Source organism: Syntrophotaleaceae bacterium (genome assembly GCA_041390365.1).
In the GTDB taxonomy this organism is placed as follows: domain Bacteria; phylum Desulfobacterota; class Desulfuromonadia; order Desulfuromonadales; family Syntrophotaleaceae; genus JAWKQB01.
Genome location: JAWKQB010000003.1, coordinates 788,593 through 806,683, shown reverse-complemented (window position 1 = coordinate 806,683; position 18,091 = coordinate 788,593). Strand labels below are relative to the sequence as shown.

Sequence of the window (18,091 nt, the reverse complement as noted above, 5' to 3'; positions counted from 1 at the left end):
GCGGTTTTTTTCGGGAATCGAGTCTGCTTGATAAGGAATCATGGATGCCCGATAGAATCATTCGGGCATGACGAATCGAATTAGATTCCATAATAGCTTCACAAACAATTGAATTCACAAATTTTGCGAAAGGATCGGCTTTATGGCCCCGCCTTTAATTATGAACAACGGCTTGTCGGCCCCTGTCCTGAGAAAGGGCCGCTTTGGCGGGTATTTGTCCGTTGTCATGGCGGTGATCCTGCTGCTTTTCGTGTGGAGTCCGGCGATGGCGGCGCCCTTGACCATCGGGGTGGTGATGGATGGCCCCTGGGCCGGGAACGAACCCCTGCTGGAACTCTTCAAGCGGGAATTAACGGTATTGACTCGGGGTGAGTTTCCACTGCATTTTCCATCGGACAAGACCCTCGTTGCCGACTGGACCATGGAAGGAGTCGAAAGAAAGGTCGATACCCTTCTGAATGATCCCAAGGTTGATCTGCTGCTGGGCATCGGTGTTCTGACGTCCCACCACCTGGCCCATCGGGGCCCCCTGCCCAAACCCACTGTGGCGCCCTTTACCGTCGACCATCTCATACAGGGCTACCCGAAAAAAGGAGACGGGAGCGGGGTGAGCAACTTTACCTATCTCGCCTCACCTTCGCCGATTCTTCGCGACCTGCGATACTTCACCGACCTCGTGAATTTCAAAAAACTGGCGGTGCTGACCTATCGTCCCTATCTGAACGCCATTCCGGAACTCAGCGAAAACCTTCGAACCGAACTTCACAGCCGAGGGATTGCCATGACCGCCGTCCCTGTCGAAGGCAAGGCTGCGGACGTTCTGGCCGCACTTCCCGAGGATACGGATGCCGTCTATGTAACACCCCTGCTCGGGCTTGCTCCAGAGGAATTCCAGGTCCTGATCGAGGGCTTGAAACAGCGCCGCCTGCCAAGCTTCTCTTATTTCGGACAAAAGGAGGTCGAGCAGGGAATTCTGGCCGGAGTGGCCTCGGAATCCGACTTTTCACGCCTGGCGCGCCGTACGGCCCTTACCCTTCAGAGCATTCTTCTGGGCGATGCACCCGGCAAGCAGCCGGTGCTGTTCTCCAGCGACGACCACCTGGTCATCAATATGGCCACGGCCCGCGCCATCGATTTTTCACCGACCTGGGCCCAGCTGGTGGAAGCGGAACTTGTCGCGGAAGATGTCAATCGCCAGGCACGCCCGCTGACACTGGCCAAGGCAGTCCACGAAGCGATGACTGCCAACCTCGAGCTGGCGGCAGCCGAGCGCCGCATCGCGGCAGGTGAAGCCGAGGTGCGCAAGGTCCGGGGCGCCCTCCTCCCCCAGCTCGGCATTGCCGCCAACGGACTGCTGATTGATGAGGACCGGGCGGAAGCGAGCTTCGGCACCCAGGCGGAAAGATCGCTGACCGGCGCTTTGGTCCTGGAGCAGTCCCTCTATTCAGAGCGGTTGAGAACCGGCTTCGACGTCGAGCGCCATCAGCAAAAGGCCAGGTTGCAGGAGCAACGGGAGCTGCGCCTCGACATTGCCCAGGCGGCTTCGACCGGTTACCTGAATGTCCTGCGCGCAAAAACCCTGCTATCCATCCAGAAAAACAATCTGCGCGTCACCCGTTCCAACCTGGAACTGGCCCGCCGCCGCCGGGATGTCGGCTTTTCCGGACCGGCCGAGGTCTATCGATGGGAAAGCCAACTGGCGACCGATCGCAATGAAGTCGTGCAGGCGGCCACCCGGCAATCTCTGGCCGAGATCGAGCTCAATCGGCTGTTGCAACGACCTGCGGAAGAGGCATTTTCCACCGAGGAAGTCGATTTGTCGGACTCCGATCTGCTGATCTCCGACCGCCGCATGGAGCCTTATCTCGCCACTCCAGCCGCCTACGCCCGCTTTCGCGACTTTATGGTCGAGGAAGGCCTGGCCGAGGTGCCGGAACTGCAGCGTATCGACCAGGCCATTGCCGCGGCCGAAAGGGTTCGGGTTGCGGCCCGGCGCTCCTTCTGGGCCCCCGACCTGACTCTGGGCGCCTCCCTTGGCCAACGGTTCTACGAGGGCGGCGAAGGTACCGATTCCCCCTTCGGCGACTTCCCCCTGCCTGTTGAAATTCCCGAAGACGACGACACCGACTGGAGCGTCGGGCTCAATCTCTCCCTGCCTCTGTTCGCCGGCGGCGCCCTGCGTGCGGAACTGGACCGGGCCAACCATGAGCTGGACCGGTTGCGACTCGATCGCCGGGCCCTGGCCGACCGTCTGGAGCAGCGGATCCGTTCGGCCCTGCAGCTGGCCCGCGCCTCCCACACCGGGATCGGCCTGGCCCGCCAAAGCGCAGCCGCTGCCGGCAAAAACCTCGAGCTGGTCACCGACGCCTATTCCCGAGGGGTGGTTTCCATTATCGAGCTTCTCGACGCCCAGAATGCAGCCCTGGTCGCCAACAGGGTCGCGGCCAACGCCGTCTACAACTATTTCATCGACCTGATGGCGGTTCAGCGAGCCACCGGGCGTTTCGATTTTTTCCTCGATGCCGATCAGAGGGAAAACTGGTATCAGCGCCTGGAAGAATTCTGGCGCCAGGAATCGTCCTCTACTCCCTGACCCCACTCTAACCCGGAGCCTTTGTACCATGTCAATGCGCCACCTGCCTGTCCTGTTTCTGGTTCTGTCCCTTCTCGCCTGCAAAAGCGAGCCTCCGGCCGAGCAGACATTGATCCGGCCCATCCGCTTTCAACGGGTGCAACCGGCGGAAAACCTGCTGACCAGGACCTTTTCCGGAACGGCCCAGGCCGGCCTTGAATCCCGGCTCAGTTTTCGGATACCGGGAGCGGTGGAAGAGGTTGCCGTCAAGGTCGGAGACCGGGTCAGAGCCGGGCAGGTTATCTCTCGTCTGGATGATACCGACTATGTGCTGCAGGCCCAGGAAGCCCAGGCCGCCCTGGCCAATGCCCGGGCCCAGGCCCGCAATGCCGAAGCCAATTACGAACGGGTCCGGGCTCTCTATGAAAACAGCAATGCCTCGCTGAATGATCTGGATGCCGCCCGTGCCGCCAGTGAATCGGCCAATGCCTCGGTCCGGGCCAGCAGTACCCGCCTGGAGCTGGCCCGCTCCCAACTGCGCTACACCCGTCTTTCGGCCCCCGCCGATGGCGCTATTGCCAGCGTGCCGATCGAAGTGAATGAAAACATTGCCGCCGGGCAGATGGTGGCCCTGCTGACCTCGGCTGACTCCACCGAAGTCGATTGCACCATTCCCGAAAGCTTCATCACCAAGATCAGCCGGGACATGCCGGTCAGTATCACCTTCGATGCCCTGTCTGGCAGAGAGTTTGTCGGAAGGGTCACGGAAGTCGGGGTCGCAGCAACCAGGCAGGCCACAACCTATCCGGTCACCGTACGCCTGGAAGACAACTCCCCTCAAATTCGGCCGGGGATGGCCGCCGCCATCACCTTTCGCCTGCCAAACGGAAGCGGCGACCAGGCGATGCTGGTGGCGCCGGAAGCCGTAGGCGAAGACCGGCAGGGCCGCTTCGCTTTCGTGGTCAAGCCCGGAGAGAACGGTATCGGCATTATTTCGCGGCGGTCGGTTACCGTGGGCGAATTGAAGTCCAGGGGGCTCGAAGTGTTGAGCGGGCTGCAGGCAGGTGAACTGGTTGTGACTGCAGGAATCAGCCGGGTGAAGGAAGGGCAGCAGGTCAGGATTCTCGCTTCCAACGAGGTCGCACCATGAATATCACCCGGGCCGCCATTGAAAAGAACAGGATCACCATCATTGCCCTGCTGGTCGTGGCTCTGGCCGGCCTATTCTATTTTTCGTCTTTGCCGCGCGCCGAGGATCCCGGCTTCGTGGTCCGGGTGGCCCAGGTTCTGACCTATTTTCCCGGAGCCAGCCCGGAGCGGGTCGAACAGCTGTTGACCGACAAGCTGGAAAAGGCCATTCAGCAAATTCCCCAAATCGACTACATAACCAGTGAATCGAAACCGGGCGTTTCCGTCATCTGGGTCAACATCCTTGAACGCTACGATGAGATGCGGCCTATCTGGGACGATCTGCGTCGCAAGGTGGACCGTGCCACCGCCGAACTGCCGGACGAGGTGATCGGTCCATTCGTCAATGACGAATTCGGGGATATCTTCGGCATCATCGTAGCCATCAGCGGCGAGGACCACAGCTACGCCGAACTCAAGGAGATTGCCGACGACTGCCGCAACGAACTGCTGCTCAATCCGCAGATCGCCAAGGTCGACATCCAGGGGATCCAGCCGGAACGGATCTTCGTCGAATACAGCAACGCCCGCCTGGCCGAACTCGGTCTTTCCCCATATCAGCTCAAAAGCATCCTCGAAGCCCGCAACATCATCATTCCCGGAGGAGAGATTTTTACCGACCGGGAGCAGATCGTGCTCGAACCGACCGGTAACTTCGATTCGGTGGCCGACCTGAAAAAAACCGTCATCACCCTGCCGGAAGGCAAGGGCGTTCTCTATCTGGAAGACATTGTCGATATTTCCCGCCATTATATCGATCCGCCTACCGCGCTGGTTCACTACAACGGCAAACCGGCTCTGACGCTGGCCCTGAATCTCCGCGAAGGCGGCGACATGCTGGCTCTCGGTGAAGACGTCAAGGCGGCCCTGGAACGTTTCCGGCAGGTCTATCCCATCGGGGTGGACTTCGATATCGTCGCCTTCCAGCCCGACCACGTGGAACGCAAGGTGGATGAATTTCTGTCCAATCTGCTGCAGGCCATGGCCATCGTTCTGGCCGTCATGCTGCTCTTCCTCGGCTTCCGCACCGGCATGGTGGTCTCAGCGCTGATCCCCATGGCCATGATCATGGCGGTTATGGTGATGGGTATGCTCGACATCGGTATCGACCAGATGTCGCTGGCGGCCATGATCATCGCCCTGGGGATGCTGGTCGACAATGCGATCGTCATGTCGGAATCGATCATGGTGCAGATGGCCGAGGGGAAGCCGGCCGTGCAAGCGGCGATCGATTCGGCCCGGGAATTGAAGATCCCCCTGCTGACCTCGTCCCTGACCACTGCCGCCGCCTTTCTCCCTATTTATCTGGCCAAATCCTCGACCGGGGAGTACACCGCGCCGCTGTTCAAAGTGGTGACCATCACCCTGCTCTCCTCCTGGGTTCTGTCTCTGACCATGACGCCCCTGTTCTGCGTTCGTTTTCTCCGCGTCCGTCACAGTCCGGAGGCCGGCAGCTTCGACACCCGTTTCTATCGCTTTTACCGGCGCCTGCTGCTCGCCGTCCTGCGCCACCGCCTGGTGACCGTAGCCGTTCTGACTTTTGCCCTGGCCGCCTCCCTGGCCGGGTTCACTCAGGTGCCGAGAAAGTTCTTCCCGCCCCACGACAAGGCCATCTTCAGCGCTGAGCTGCGCCTGCCGGTGGGAACGCCGCTGGAGCGGATGGAGCAGGTGGTGAGTGAAATCGAGAATTTCATGCTGAAGGAGATGATGGCCGATCCCGAAGAGAACAGTGATGGGCTGGTGAACTGGGTCAGTTACATCGGTTCCGGGGCCCCCCGCTACATGCTGCCCTACTCTCCCGAAGCTCCGAGTTCCGAATACACTTACATGCTGATCAATGGAACCAACCGGGAACACTGCCTGGAAGAGATGATTCCCCTTCTGGAGCGGTACTGCCTCAACCATTTCCCGGATCTGACGCCGAAGATCCGGCCCCTGATTCTTGGCCCGCCCATCGAAAATCCCATCGAAGTGCGACTTTCGGGAAAGGATGTCGATCGGCTTTTCGACCGGGCCGAGGGTGTGAAAGCCGAACTCGCCGCGTTTCAGGGCACCCGCAATATCACCGACGACTGGGGCGCACGCACCAAGAAGCTGGTGGTGCAGGTCAACCAGCCCCGGGCCCTGCGCGCCGGGCTGACCAGCCGGGACATTGCCATATCCCTGCAGACCATCCTCAGCGGCATCCAGACGACGGAATTTCGGGAGGAGGATGAACTGATACCGGTGACCCTGCGTTCGGTGGCTGCCGACCGCAAGGATATCGGCAAACTGGAAAGCCATAACATCTACGTGCAGCAGACCGGTCAGTCCGTTCCCCTGAAACAGGTGGCTGACATCGAGATCGCCTGGCAGCCGGGCAAGATCATTCGCCGCAACCGGGTGCGAACGGTCACCATTCAGGCCAATGTGGACGAGACGGCCAATGCCATCGACATCGGCGAGAAGATCGGCGACTGGCTGAACAAGCAGAGCTCCAGCTGGCCCTTCGGCGACAAGTACCAGCTTGGCGGCGAAATCGAAACTTCGGGGGAAGCCAACGCCTCGATTGCCGTCAACCTGCCCCTGACCGGGTTGCTCATTCTTCTGTTGCTGGTTGCCCAGTTCAACTCCTGCCGGCGGCCGCTGATCATTCTGCTGACCATCCCCCTGGGGATGATCGGGGTGACCTTCGGTCTGCTCGTTACAGGCTCGTATTTCGGCTTCATGACACTGCTGGGCATCATTGCTCTGGCCGGCATCGTCATCAACAATGCTATCGTCCTTATCGACCGCATCAACATTGAAATCGAGGAAAACGGGCGGGAACCGGCAGAGGCCATCATCGAATCGGCCCAGCGCCGCTTGCGGCCGATCCTGCTCACCACGGGGACAACCATGGGCGGCCTCCTGCCCCTGTGGCTGGGCGGCGGACCGATGTGGGAACCCATGGCGATCACCATCATCTTCGGCCTGGCGTTTGCGACCGTTCTGACCCTCGGGCTGGTTCCGGTTCTCTATTCGCTGTTTTTCCGGGTGAGATTCGATTGAGCCTTGCCGAGGATGCCGGATGGCCCCGGACGCCTTGACACACCGCACTCGAAGTATTAAAAGTATAGGTGTTTTTATCACTGACTTGGGGAGACATCTGCAACGATAACCAAAAAGGAGGAGTCCTATGCCGGGTTTCAGCAGTTCCTTTGCAGGCAACACCATCGGCCGCAAGATAACCGATGCGGAACTCATCCGGGCCATCAGGTTCCAGATTGCCGCGGAATATGAAGCCGTACAGCTCTATATGCAGCTTGCCGAGGCGACCGACAACGTTCTGGCCAAGGAAGTTCTGGTCGATATCGCCAACGAGGAAAGGGTCCACGCCGGAGAATTCCTGCGCCTGCTTTACCATTTGGCGCCCGACGAAGAAAAGTTCTATCAGGAAGGATTTTCCGAAGTCGAGGAAATCATGGCTGAATTGGGCATCCAATCCGGCAAGGCCGCATCTGGAAAATAAGTCGAAGGTGAATCAGCCCTCCCAGCAAACAAACGGCCGTCCTGATCCCTGTTTAGGGGAATGAGACGGCCGCCGTTCACTCGTCTCCAGGATCTTTTCAACCCATTCCTTTCCGCAACTCGCCCAACAAAAGGCTCCCCTTTTCCTTGAGGGATTTACTTAATCGTGCTATTTTGGCGGCGGTTTTTCTTATTAAAAACAAAATTGATGCTTTCGCAAGAAAGCAAAATTGTGAGTGGCTCCGCAAAAAGCGCCAAAAACAGGGTGATCAATTGGTCGCGGGATGAGGCATATTCCGGTCGTCGGCAGTGACGAGAGCAATTGTTTGCGACGCCATCACAGTTGTCAGGAGAGCAGATGAAGAGCGCAGAGCATTCCATGGTCCTCGGGACAGGCCATGCCGTTCCCGACAGGATTCTTACCAATGCAGATCTGGAGAAAATGGTTGACACTTCTGATGAATGGATCCTCGAGCGGTCCGGCATCCGTCAACGACACATTGCCGAAAAAGGTTCCGCCCTGTCCCAACTCGCCGCGGAGGCGGGACGCCGTGCGCTGGAGGATGCAGGGGTGGAAGCGAAAGACCTCGATCTGATCATTCTGGCCACGGTCACCGGCGACATGAAATTTCCGGCCACCGCCTGTTTTATTCAGGAGCTGCTCGGAGCCAAGAACGCTGCCGCTTTCGACATTTCCGCAGCTTGCTCCGGATTCATCTATGCCTTGCAGTTGGCTGACAGCCTGATCCGCAGCCAGGGGTATCGACGCGTTCTGGTACTGGGCGGGGAAATACTCACGTCCATCGTGGACTGGGAGGATCGCGGCACCTGCGTCCTGTTCGGCGACGGGGCCGGAGCGGTCGTCCTGGGGCCGGGACAGGGCGACAGGGGGATTCTGTCGACCTATATCCGCAGCGACGGCGGCTTCAGCAATCTGCTCTACAATGCCGGGTGCGGCTGCATCAATCCCCCCACGGTTGAAAACGTGAAGGACAAAATTCACACCCTGCGCATGGAAGGCAGGGAAGTATTCCGCCACGCCGTGGTTTCCATGACCACAGCCATGAAAAAAGCCCTGTCCCAGGCGGACCTGTCCATCGAACAGCTCGACCTGGTGATTTCCCATCAGGCGAATTTGCGCATCATCGAGGCTCTCGGCAAAAAGCTCAACCTGACCGAGGCACAGACCTATGTCAATGTCGATCGTTTCGGCAACACCTCGGCCGCTTCGATTCCGATCGCCCTGGACGAGGCGCGGCGCAACGGACGCATTTCGTCGGGGTCTCTGGTCGGTTTGGTCGCCTTCGGCGCCGGCTTCACCTGGGCGGCGGGCATTTTGCGTCTTTGAAAACCTTTATTTAACCGGGAGGGCCGAAATATTCAGGAAAAAATTCAAAATTTGAAGTTTCGACATCAGTCCCCTCTATCCTGAATATCCCTGGTTTTTGGATTTACACAGTCTCAGTGACGAAAAAGGGAGCCGGCGAATGCCGACTCCCTTTTTTGTTTTCCTTTTTGCCTCTTATCTTAGAAGGGCAGAGGCTTGCCGGCCAGCAGCATGAAGGCCGGATAGAGCAGACCGCAGGGAACCCAGATGATCAGGGACCAGGCCAGGGCCTTGGCGGAGAACTTGCCGTAAGCGTTCAGCCACACTTCGAGGGTCAGGACAGTGTAGCCGGCAGCGGCGAAGGTGAAGTAACCGTTCTTGATGACGGTGGCATAGAGAATCATGTAAACGAAGGAAATAATGGCAACGGTCAGGCTGACGTTGCCGACTGAAGCCAGGCTTTCCAAACCGGCCAACAGAGCGTAAGCGACCACACAGTACAGCAGACCGTGGGCAATCAGCAGACCGCCGGTGAAAGCATCCCCCTGAATGGCATTGACGAATGCACTTACAACAACGCAAATCCCTACAAATGCGGTAATGGCACCGGTACCCTTGGCTTCACCGAAGCCAAGGAAAAGAAGCGCAACAGGAAGCCACATCAAAGAGATCGCGATCAAAATTACCAGAGTCATTTCCTTCCTCCATTACGAGAAAAATGTTGATGGTGTGAAAACCAGGTTTGGTTTTGACGAAACACACGCAACTTTTCGCCACCGACGGATCTCATTGAGCATCAGCCGGCAGCCTCCCCATTCCGCCCGGCTTAACCTGCGACGACCGGGCAACATTTAAATAAACTGCCATTTTAAAGAACAATCCTAAAAAGAGGTGTCTCCCAAAAACCTGCACTGGCGACAGGATCCGTTCCCGTACCCGGTAGGGAACTTTTCCGAAACCGCCCGTACCTGCCTCGGGAGCTCCATCTTTAAAGGCTGCAGGCCTTACTGTCTGGCTCCGGACGAACAGAATGAAAAAAGAACACGAGCCTGCAACTTTTTCCTTCAGAATTTAGTCAAGGTGAAAACACGTGATGATTTTTCACTGGGTGCCGACTTCTGATGGCTCACCTCCTTTTCTACACCCCTTACCGCCCGGAATAAACTGTTGTTCTATTTGCACGCAATTTCAATGCCACAAAGACCTGGCTCCCGCAACCTCCAAGACAGCGAGAGTTTCCCCCTTTTTTATCAAAACCCGGAAAGGAGGTCCGTTGCCCGAAAGTCTTCTTATGGCACACATAGCTCCATTTCCTAACTATTCGTGTCTTTTCGTAACGTCCTTTCGTCTTCCTCTTTCCTGATACCGCTTGAGGGAAGTTTCTCTTTTCCGCTCCACGCTTCCCGCTTTTCTTCCGATGAGGTTTTTCAAACCGGAAAAGACACTGTTTCAAAAAATTGCGGCCTGCCCTTTTTGTTAACCGCCTCTATTCGACGGCCTGATGGTCCGCGTTGGCGGACAAATCGCGGGTTTTATCGCGGGGAAATTCACGTTTGCCTGGTCATGGACCTGTGCTATAGTTTTCCCGTTGAAATTACTTTTTGTGAATAGTTTTCAGGAGGTCAGCGCCTGCATGAAAATCGTCGTTATCGGGCTGATTGCAGCCATTCTGGGATTAGGTTGTGCCATGATAACCAGCTGGAAAGCCATACCGCCCCCCGGCGGTTGTGACCAGTGTCACTCCCTGCCCATCTCCGCCAACTGGGAGGTGGTCTATTCCCCACCGATCCTCAGTGAGGAAATGGGACGGTACACCTGGCAGCAGGAGACCTCGGTATCCTCTCCTGGACCTTCCCCCCTGGAGCAGCAGAAAGTTTCGGGAGAGCCCTGCTTCCGCTGCCATCGCGGCCCCAGCAAAGCGCACACCGAGCGGCTTGGCCGCTTTCACCATTGATTTAACCGAATCCGACCGGGGATTTGAAACTGCCCGGAGCAAGACCATGTTTATTTTAACAAAACCAAAAGGGTCCTGCCCGTCCGCGGGAAGGATCCTTTTCCGCTTAGGGTTTAAAAACCTTCTTTAAAAAAAAGGAAGAGGCGGATGAACAACCCCTTTCGCCATACGAAGATAATCGCCACGATCGGACCTGCGAGCCAGACCAGCGAAAAACTGGCGGCATTGATGGATGCCGGCACCGACCTGTTCAGGCTGAATTTTTCTCATGGCAACCATGCGGAAAAAGCGGCCGTAATCAGGGAAATCAGGTTCTTGTCCCGGCAGAGGCGCCAGGCCATGGCGATCGTGGGCGATCTGCAGGGACCGAAGATCCGGGTGGGGCAGATCCCCGGCGACACTGCGACCCTGATCCCCGGTCAACCCGTCAATCTGACGACCCGTCAGGATGCGGACGAGCCGCCAGGGAACATTCCCGTGGTTTTCCCTGCACTGCCCACAGTCAGTGCACCAGGGGATAAAATTCTTCTCGACGACGGCCTGCTGGAGCTGGAGGTGGTGCGGATTGCCGGTCCCAAGGTGGAATGCAAGGTTGTGACAGGCGGAGTTCTCGCCAGCCGCAAAGGGGTGAATCTTCCCGGAGCCGCCCTTTCGCTGCCGAGCATTACCGAGAAAGATTGGGAAGATGCCCTTTTCTGTATCCGGGAAGGGGTGGACTACCTGGCTCTGTCCTTCGTCCGCCAGGCTTCGGATATTGCCAAATTGAGGGACTTCCTCTCCTCCAACGGGGCCGACATCCCCATTCTGGCCAAAATCGAAAAACCCCAGGCGGTCGACAATTTCACGGAAATCCTGCATGTCGCCGACGGCATCATGGTTGCCCGGGGAGACCTGGGTGTGGAGATCGGTCCGGAACAGGTCCCGCTGATCCAGAAACGGATCATCCGTAAATGCCGGGAAGCAGGCAAGCCGGTGATCACAGCGACCCAGATGCTGGAAAGCATGGTGAGCCACCCGCGCCCGACGCGGGCGGAAACCTCCGACGTGGCCAATGCCATCATTGACGGCAGTGATGCCGTCATGCTTTCGGGAGAGACGGCCGTGGGCAGCTATCCGGTGGAAGCGGTCTCGCTCATGGCCGGGATCGCCCGCAGTGTCGAAGGGGATCCCATGCTTGCTTCCAGAATCTTCCACTACTATCCTGCTACCACCGGCCCCAGATCCCTGTCCGATGCCATTGGCGAAGCGGCCTGTCGCACGGCGGAAAATATCGGCGCGGCCGCCATCCTGGCCTTTACGCAAAGCGGCTCCACGGCTGCCCTGGTGGCCAGGAACCGCCCCCCGATCCCGATTTTCGCCGTCACCCCTTCCCGGGCTGTCCGTCGCCGCATGGCCCTTTATTCGGGGGTACGCTCCATCCAGGTCGACTTCCAGGGCAGCACCGAAGCCCAGATCCATTCCATGGAAGAATCGGTCATCGAAGCCGGGGTACTGCAGCGGGGCGACCTGGTCGTCATCACCATGGGCAGCCCTGTCGCGGCCAAGGGGACCACCAACCTGATGAAGGTGCACCGTCTGGGCACCGGCCCGTTGTATGAGATTGAGTGAGGAGTGAGGAGTGAGGAGTGAGGAGTGAGGAGTGAGGAGTGAGGCGATTTTGGATTTTCAGCCCTTGCCTGTCAATTCCCCTGTGACGCAGCCGGAGCGGAGTGGACGGTGGGCGAAAAAGGCGGAAAAACTGTCTGAGGGAGCGCAGCGAGCGAGTTTTTTTCCGCCCGCCCGACGTCTGCTCCGCGCAGGGAACCCGCCGCAGGCGGGCAAGGAGCCGGGGCGCGTTTTTCTGCTTACTCTTTTGACGCGCATCAAAAGAGTAAGGCGTCGTGCGGGGACGCAACCCCGCGGTGTTAGTCCGCCCCGCGGTATTGGTTTCTCTCTTTACCAACGAAAAAAGACCGGTATACGCCCGGTCCATGCAATCAAACGTGTGGACACCTTATCACGCCCCACCCAACCGAAGCAACCGCTACAACACCCCCCGATCCGCCAAACTGACATACCCCTCATCGCCGATGATGATGTGGTCCAGGACCCGGACCCCCATCAGCTCCCCAGCCTCCTTCAGTCGAATCGAAATCTCCCGATCCTCCCTGCTGGGGGTCGGGTCGCCGGAGGGATGATTGTGCACCAGCAGCACCGCCGCCGCCGAATCCCGCACCACTGCCGCAAAAACCTCGCGCGGGTGGACGATGCTCGCCGTCAGGCTGCCCTCGGAAATACAGACCTCCCTCAGTAAACGGTTCTTGCTGTCGAGCAGCAGGGCCAGAAATACCTCCCGCTTATAATCTCGCAACCGGGGCAGGAAGTGGCGGAACACCTCCTCCGGTGAGGTGTACCGGTCGCCGGGGCGCAAACGCTCCTCACTGAAGCGGCGGGCGATTTCAAACACTGCCTGGAGCTCGGCGGCTTTGGCCTGCCCGACCCCCTTGACCTTTTGCAATTCGGAGGCGGAGGCGGCGGACAGGGTGCGAAGAGAGCCGAACCGATGGAGCAACAACCTCGCCTGGTCGATGGCGGTCGTCTTGGAAGAGGCATCACCAGTGCGCAGCACGAGTGCCAGAAGCTCGGCGTCGCTCAAGGCCTGAGGGCCCTTCGCCAAAAGTTTTTCCCGCGGCCGCTCTTCGGCCGGCCATTGCTTGATGCCCCGCATGATCTCCTCAGGCTCTTTTTTAGGGTTTATTAAATTAAATGAAATTTATCACAGACGGCAGATCGAACCAATCAGAATTTAATGGCATAGAAGGAATCGATCTGATTTAATGTTCCCGTTATGAACGGGTAACCGGATCTGAGGGCTGTTTCTTGGGGGGCAGGAATCATGTTCGGCAGGTGTAAAATCGGACTCGCGCTGGGAGGAGGAGCGGCGCGGGGTTTATCGCACATCGGCGTGCTCGAAGCTTTTGAGCGGTACGGCATTCCCATCGATTGCATCGCCGGTACCAGCATGGGCGCCATCATCGGCGCCATGTATGCGATCGAGCCTGATGCGGCAGCGGTGAGACGGCGGTTCACGGCTTTTCTTGAAAGCAAAGCCTTTCGGGAATCCCGTTTCAATTACATGGTCGAAAAAGATCTCGCCGAAGCGAATCTGTTCGACCGGCTTTCCCAATTTGCAAAAAAAAGCATATTCTACACCCTGCTCATGACCCGCCGGTCGTTCATTGAACAGGCGGCCACCACAGAGAATTTCGCCTTTCTGATCGACGATATTCCTATCGAGAAAACCCGCATACCCTTCTGCACCTCGACCCTTGATCTCATTTCCGGAGAGGAGCACGTCATTCGGCAGGGCCCGCTGCAGCTTGCCGTGGCGGCCAGTTGTGCGATTCCGGGGGTTTTTCCCCCTGTTGAACTCGACGGACGACTGCTGGTGGACGGGGGCTGGATCGATGCCGTCCCGGTGCTTCCTGTCCGTAATCTGGGAGCCGATCTGGTCATTTCCGTCGACGTCAACAGCGACCTCGATCCTTTCCGATCTCCCGACAGCGCCTTCGACATTGTGGCCCGCGCCGAAACCATCACCCGATGGGCCCTGGGCACACGGGAAAGCCTGAAGGCCGATCTGCTCCTGAGACCGGAGACCGGAGGCAGCCACTGGGCCGATTTCTCTCTTTTCGAAGAGGCCATTGCCAATGGCCGGGAAGAGGTGGAACGGCATCTGCCCCAACTGCGGCGGCTGATCAGAAGGCGGCGCTGGCGGTCCTGGTTTTTGCCCTGACGATAAATGAGATCAGGCCCGGCGGGTTCGCTCACGGTCCTGCTCGTGTCCCATCAGCCTGACCAGATCGGTAAGCTGTTCGGCAATCAGATCGATCAGGTCGTCCACCGTCAGAATTCCGATCAGCAAACCGGCCTCATCCACCACCGGCAACCGGCGAATCCCCTTGTCCCGCATGCGCTTGATAGTGGGGAAAAGTTCGTCGTTTTCCCTGGCCGTGACCAGGTCGAAGGACATGCAGTCCCCAACGAGCATAAGGCCTACGTCCACCTCCTCGGCGATCAGTTCGACAACGATATCCCGATCGGTCAGGATCCCGATCGGATAGCGCCCTTCCGGTCGATCATCGACCACCACGACATCCCCGACATGCTTTTGGCGCATCAGCTTGGCGGTTTCCAGCAGAGTGGCGTTCCTGTCGGTGATCACCACCTCCCGGTTACAGACTTCTCCTACCCGCATCACCAACTCCTTTCCGGCAGATTCGTCGAGGTCTCGGGCTGGAATAATCTGCCTGTATAAATGCTAATCATTCCTTGCCTTGCGGTCAACGGCTCCGCCTGCCTTGACAGCATGAGCCAAAGAACCTACCCTGTTCGAAACCCTTCTTTTCACCAGAAAATGATTTGGGAAACTCTCATGCAATATCGCAAACTGGACCGCGCTGGAAATGAAGTCTCTATTCTCGGTCTTGGCTGCATGCGCCTGCCGGTCGTGAACGGGGATGAAGGACAGATCGACGAGCCACGCGCCACCCGTCTTCTGCATGCCGCCATTGAGAGGGGCATCAATTACCTCGATACCGCCTATCCCTACCACAAGGGAACCAGCGAAACCTTTCTCGGCAGGGCTTTACAGGGGGGGCTGCGACAGAAGGTGCGGATTGCCACCAAGCTGCCTTCCTGGGCGGTGGAAACGGCTGCCGATTTCGAGCGTTATCTCAACGATCAGCTCGAGCGACTGCAAACCGAGCACATCGACTTTTACCTTCTGCACGCCCTGAAATCGGACTGGTGGACAAAGCTCTACCACCTTGGCGTCCTCACCTTTCTGGATCGGGCCATTCGCGACGGCCGTATTGGTGCTGCCGGTTTCTCTTTTCATGACGAATTGCCCCTGTTCAAGCGCATTGTCGACGCATACGATTGGAGCTTTTGTCAGATCCAATACAACTATATGGACGAACAGATCCAGGCCGGCCGGGAAGGGCTGGACTATGCGGTTGCCAGAGGTCTTGGCGTAGTGGTCATGGAACCTTTGCGAGGCGGCCATCTGGCTCGGGAGAGTGCTGCGGACGTTCAGGCCTTGTGGAACAGCGCCCCGGTCAGGAGGAGCCCCGCCGAGTGGGCGCTGCGCTGGGTCTGGGATCACCCTGGGGTGACTTCGGTGCTGAGCGGCATGAACGATCTGGACCAGGTCGAGGAAAACTGCAGAATTGCCAATGAGGCGCTGCCAGAATCTCTTGCCCCGGAGGAGTTGCAGATTGTCGAACAGGTGAAGGACAAGCTGAGGCAGCGCATCAAGGTGCCCTGCACCTCCTGCGGCTACTGCCTGCCCTGCCCGGCAGGCGTCAACATCCCCCGCATTTTCGGCATCTACAACGACCGTTTCATTTATGGAGACGTCCGTTTTCCCCACCGCATTTACACCATCACGATGAATGCCACCGCATTGGCCTCCAACTGCATGCGGTGCGGCCTGTGCGAAAAACATTGTCCCCAGCAAATCCCGATCATGGATATGCTGGAGGAAAGCCACCGGGTTCTTTCAGAAAAACAGGAGGAATAAATATCGGTTTCACGATTCATCCTCATTCCTCACTCAAAAAGACTACTCCCTTGACATTCCTACTATTTTTCCACAGATGAAAACGAATTTCATTTTGGATTTATGGATAAGAGGGGGAAAGATGACGAATTCCGGGAAAGTGCGGCTCTGCCAGCTGAGGTTGATGATCCCTGCCGCTGCCTGATTCGTCAAGACCTCGAACACGCGGCGTAAAAAAGGGCCTGTCGCAGGACAGACCCTTCCAGTTATTTTCCACCTACCGCAGGTGCTTGCCGGCGGAATGAATACCGAGAGAATAGCGATGGGGCCCTGGAACTCCGGTGGAGATGAAGGCGACCTTGTCACCGGGATGGACGACTTCATCCAGCGATCGGGCGAAATTGTTGATGAATATCCCCTCGATCTTGTCCAACGGCAAGTCCAGCTCGTAAGCGATATCGAGCCCTGAACGGCCCTCCGGGGGAATGCACATCTCTTCGAAGGGGGGAAGACCCCGCTCTCGGCGGATCGTATGAAGGGCTCCGAACATGCGCACCGTGGTATTGGGCTGGCACTGGCAATTTTCCATAGGCATTTCTCCTCTTCCTTGACCTACCGGTGCTGCGGTAACGCCTGTTTCCGGACAGGATCAAAAGATCGAATGCGTTACCTGCGAATAGCGATGCGGCCCCGGTACGCCGGTGGAAATGATAGCGACCCGGTCGCCGGGACGAATCAGCGCCTCCAGCGAATAGACGAAATTGTTGATGAACACCCCCTCGATCTTGTCCAGCGGCAGACCCAGTTCCGCAGCGACGTCGAAACCGGTCCGCCCTTCCGGGGGAATACAAAGCTCGGCGACAGGGGCAAGACCCTGGTTTTTGCGCAGAGTGTGAAGGCTGCCGAACATGCGGACTCGGGTATTGGTTTCCTCTCTCATGGCTTTCTCCCTTACAATAAAAACAATGGCTCCTTCAAGTCAAATGATTTAAACTGATCGAAACTATCAACAAAAATGATATCGGAGCCCTTTATGGATGTTGGCAGTTTGCGCATTTTTATCGCAGTGCTGGAAGAAGGAAGCGTCTCCAGGGCTGCCGAACGACTGAACTATGTTCAGTCCAACGTGACCTCCCGCATCCGCAGCCTGGAGACTGAACTCGGCACCCCGCTCTTCATACGCACGGGCAGGGGCATGATTCCCACCAGTGCCGGAAAGACCCTGCAAAATTACGCCCGGCAGATTCTCAGAACAATCGATGAAGCCCGCCTGGCGGTCAAAGGGGAATCCCGGCCGAGCGGACCTCTGGCCGTCGGCACCATCGATACCGTGGCGGCAGTGCGCCTGCCTGCGATCCTCGCCCGCTACCACAGCCGCTATCCCGAGGTCGAGATCGGGATCGAAACCGGAGCCAGCCTGGAGCTGGTTCAGCAGGTTCTGAACCGAGAGCTGGAAGGGGCCATCGTCGGCGGCCCTGTTGCCAATGCCGAGATCGTGCAGGAGCAAATTTCCGAGGAGGAGATGGTTCTGGTCACCGCCCCGGGTGGTGCCATGCCGGAACCGGGAAACTTCAGCGCCATCCTTGTGTATCGCCCCGGGTGTTCCTGCCGGCGCAATCTGGAACACTGGCTGCGGGACCAGGGTATCACTCCGGTCAAGGTCATGGAATTCGGCACCTTCGATGCCATCCTTGGTTGTGTCGGTGCGGGCATGGGGATCACCATGCTGCCGCGCTCCTTTGTCGACCGCGAGCCTTTCCGCTCCATGGTCCGCATCCACACCCTGCCCGAGGTTTTTGCCCGGGTCCCGACCCTCTTCGTCCGCCGCAGGGAAATGAAGCCCTCGCCGGCCCTCAAGGCTTTTCTCGAACTCTTCGCAGCAGGGCAGGAGGCTTAACCCCGGGTGAGAAGTGAGGGGTATCCCCAGCAGGGGCGATTCATAAATCTCCCATACGCCTTTTCGTTGTCGTAGTCGTAATCGTAATCGTGCTCGCTTCAAGAGTGACTTTTTTCGATTAC

General features: G+C 58.0%; 15 protein-coding genes. 10 read left to right on the top strand and 5 right to left on the bottom strand.

Annotated features, from left to right (window positions below; translation table 11 throughout):
- Positions 1–142 precede the first annotated feature (142 nt).
- From R2940_15965 to R2940_15945, 5 genes are all read left to right on the top strand, one after another.
- Positions 143–2,593, top strand: coding sequence for a TolC family protein (locus tag R2940_15965; GenBank protein MEZ4601287.1), 2,451 nt, complete (start codon positions 143–145; stop codon positions 2,591–2,593).
- Between the two features lie 28 nt (positions 2,594–2,621).
- On the top strand, positions 2,622–3,722 hold the full coding sequence (locus tag R2940_15960; GenBank protein MEZ4601286.1) for an efflux RND transporter periplasmic adaptor subunit: 1,101 nt from the start codon (positions 2,622–2,624) through the stop codon (positions 3,720–3,722).
- Positions 3,719–6,790 carry an efflux RND transporter permease subunit gene (locus R2940_15955; protein ID MEZ4601285.1) on the top strand — a complete coding sequence of 1,024 codons (3,072 nt, stop codon included), beginning with the start codon at positions 3,719–3,721 and terminating at the stop codon, positions 6,788–6,790. The genes R2940_15960 and R2940_15955 overlap by 4 nt, the downstream gene beginning before the upstream one ends.
- 127 nt (positions 6,791–6,917) lie before the next feature.
- Positions 6,918–7,250, top strand: coding sequence for a ferritin family protein (locus R2940_15950; GenBank protein MEZ4601284.1), 333 nt, complete (start codon positions 6,918–6,920; stop codon positions 7,248–7,250).
- Positions 7,251–7,607: 357 nt separating this feature from the next.
- A complete protein-coding gene (locus R2940_15945) occupies positions 7,608–8,597 on the top strand; it encodes a beta-ketoacyl-ACP synthase III (GenBank protein ID MEZ4601283.1) in 990 nt (329 codons plus the stop codon).
- Between the two features lie 179 nt (positions 8,598–8,776).
- On the opposite strand, the gene R2940_15940 is transcribed toward R2940_15945, so the two are convergent.
- Positions 8,777–9,271, bottom strand: coding sequence for a transporter (locus R2940_15940; GenBank protein ID MEZ4601282.1), 495 nt, complete (start codon positions 9,269–9,271; stop codon positions 8,777–8,779).
- A gap of 938 nt (positions 9,272–10,209) precedes the next feature.
- Between R2940_15940 and R2940_15935 the strand changes: the two genes are divergently transcribed.
- Positions 10,210–10,530 carry a cytochrome C gene (locus R2940_15935; protein ID MEZ4601281.1) on the top strand — a complete coding sequence of 107 codons (321 nt, stop codon included), beginning with the start codon at positions 10,210–10,212 and terminating at the stop codon, positions 10,528–10,530.
- A 147-nt stretch (positions 10,531–10,677) separates the two neighbouring features.
- Positions 10,678–12,138 (top strand): pyruvate kinase, encoded by a 1,461-nt coding sequence (gene pyk / locus R2940_15930; protein MEZ4601280.1) that lies wholly within the window; start codon positions 10,678–10,680, stop codon positions 12,136–12,138.
- Between the two features lie 415 nt (positions 12,139–12,553).
- Here pyk and radC read toward each other — a convergent pair whose 3' ends face one another.
- Positions 12,554–13,237, bottom strand: a complete 684-nt coding sequence (gene radC / locus R2940_15925; GenBank protein MEZ4601279.1) for a DNA repair protein RadC — start codon at positions 13,235–13,237, stop codon at positions 12,554–12,556.
- A 168-nt stretch (positions 13,238–13,405) separates the two neighbouring features.
- On the opposite strand from radC, the gene R2940_15920 reads away from it, so the two are divergent.
- Positions 13,406–14,305, top strand: a complete 900-nt coding sequence (locus R2940_15920) for a patatin-like phospholipase family protein (protein ID MEZ4601278.1) — start codon at positions 13,406–13,408, stop codon at positions 14,303–14,305.
- 12 nt (positions 14,306–14,317) lie between these two features.
- Here the strand turns inward: R2940_15920 and R2940_15915 are convergent, their stop codons facing one another.
- Positions 14,318–14,767, bottom strand: a complete 450-nt coding sequence (locus R2940_15915) for a CBS domain-containing protein (protein MEZ4601277.1) — start codon at positions 14,765–14,767, stop codon at positions 14,318–14,320.
- A 177-nt stretch (positions 14,768–14,944) separates the two neighbouring features.
- Here R2940_15915 and R2940_15910 point away from each other — a divergent pair, with 177 nt between their 5' ends.
- The gene (locus tag R2940_15910) at positions 14,945–16,093 is read left to right on the top strand and encodes an aldo/keto reductase (protein ID MEZ4601276.1); all 1,149 of its coding nucleotides are present in this window, start codon (positions 14,945–14,947) and stop codon (positions 16,091–16,093) included.
- Positions 16,094–16,349: 256 nt separating this feature from the next.
- Here the strand turns inward: R2940_15910 and R2940_15905 are convergent, their stop codons facing one another.
- Positions 16,350–16,667: a MoaD/ThiS family protein gene (locus R2940_15905; protein ID MEZ4601275.1), complete on the bottom strand. Its 318-nt coding sequence runs from the start codon at positions 16,665–16,667 to the stop codon at positions 16,350–16,352.
- A 54-nt stretch (positions 16,668–16,721) separates the two neighbouring features.
- Entirely contained in the window at positions 16,722–17,012 is a 291-nt protein-coding gene (locus tag R2940_15900; GenBank protein MEZ4601274.1) for a MoaD/ThiS family protein, read from the bottom strand.
- Positions 17,013–17,105: 93 nt separating this feature from the next.
- Here R2940_15900 and R2940_15895 point away from each other — a divergent pair, with 93 nt between their 5' ends.
- Positions 17,106–17,969: a LysR family transcriptional regulator gene (locus tag R2940_15895; protein ID MEZ4601273.1), complete on the top strand. Its 864-nt coding sequence runs from the start codon at positions 17,106–17,108 to the stop codon at positions 17,967–17,969.
- Positions 17,970–18,091: the final 122 nt, after the last annotated feature.

Bases quoted from the DNA above. Each gene is read 5' to 3' on its own strand.
- R2940_15935 (MEZ4601281.1), top strand. From the start codon at position 10,210: ATGAAAATCGTCGTTATCGGGCTGATTGCAGCCATTCTGGGATTAGGT.
- R2940_15965 (MEZ4601287.1), top strand. From the start codon at position 143: ATGGCCCCGCCTTTAATTATGAACAACGGCTTGTCGGCCCCTGTCCTG.
- R2940_15960 (MEZ4601286.1), top strand. From the start codon at position 2,622: ATGTCAATGCGCCACCTGCCTGTCCTGTTTCTGGTTCTGTCCCTTCTC.
- pyk (MEZ4601280.1), top strand. From the start codon at position 10,678: ATGAACAACCCCTTTCGCCATACGAAGATAATCGCCACGATCGGACCT.
- R2940_15905 (MEZ4601275.1), bottom strand. From the start codon at position 16,667: ATGCCTATGGAAAATTGCCAGTGCCAGCCCAATACCACGGTGCGCATG.
- R2940_15915 (MEZ4601277.1), bottom strand. From the start codon at position 14,767: ATGCGGGTAGGAGAAGTCTGTAACCGGGAGGTGGTGATCACCGACAGG.
- R2940_15910 (MEZ4601276.1), top strand. From the start codon at position 14,945: ATGCAATATCGCAAACTGGACCGCGCTGGAAATGAAGTCTCTATTCTC.
- R2940_15950 (MEZ4601284.1), top strand. From the start codon at position 6,918: ATGCCGGGTTTCAGCAGTTCCTTTGCAGGCAACACCATCGGCCGCAAG.
- R2940_15920 (MEZ4601278.1), top strand. From the start codon at position 13,406: ATGTTCGGCAGGTGTAAAATCGGACTCGCGCTGGGAGGAGGAGCGGCG.
- R2940_15940 (MEZ4601282.1), bottom strand. From the start codon at position 9,271: ATGACTCTGGTAATTTTGATCGCGATCTCTTTGATGTGGCTTCCTGTT.
- R2940_15895 (MEZ4601273.1), top strand. From the start codon at position 17,106: ATGGATGTTGGCAGTTTGCGCATTTTTATCGCAGTGCTGGAAGAAGGA.
- R2940_15900 (MEZ4601274.1), bottom strand. From the start codon at position 17,012: ATGAGAGAGGAAACCAATACCCGAGTCCGCATGTTCGGCAGCCTTCAC.
- R2940_15955 (MEZ4601285.1), top strand. From the start codon at position 3,719: ATGAATATCACCCGGGCCGCCATTGAAAAGAACAGGATCACCATCATT.
- radC (MEZ4601279.1), bottom strand. From the start codon at position 13,237: ATGCGGGGCATCAAGCAATGGCCGGCCGAAGAGCGGCCGCGGGAAAAA.
- R2940_15945 (MEZ4601283.1), top strand. From the start codon at position 7,608: ATGAAGAGCGCAGAGCATTCCATGGTCCTCGGGACAGGCCATGCCGTT.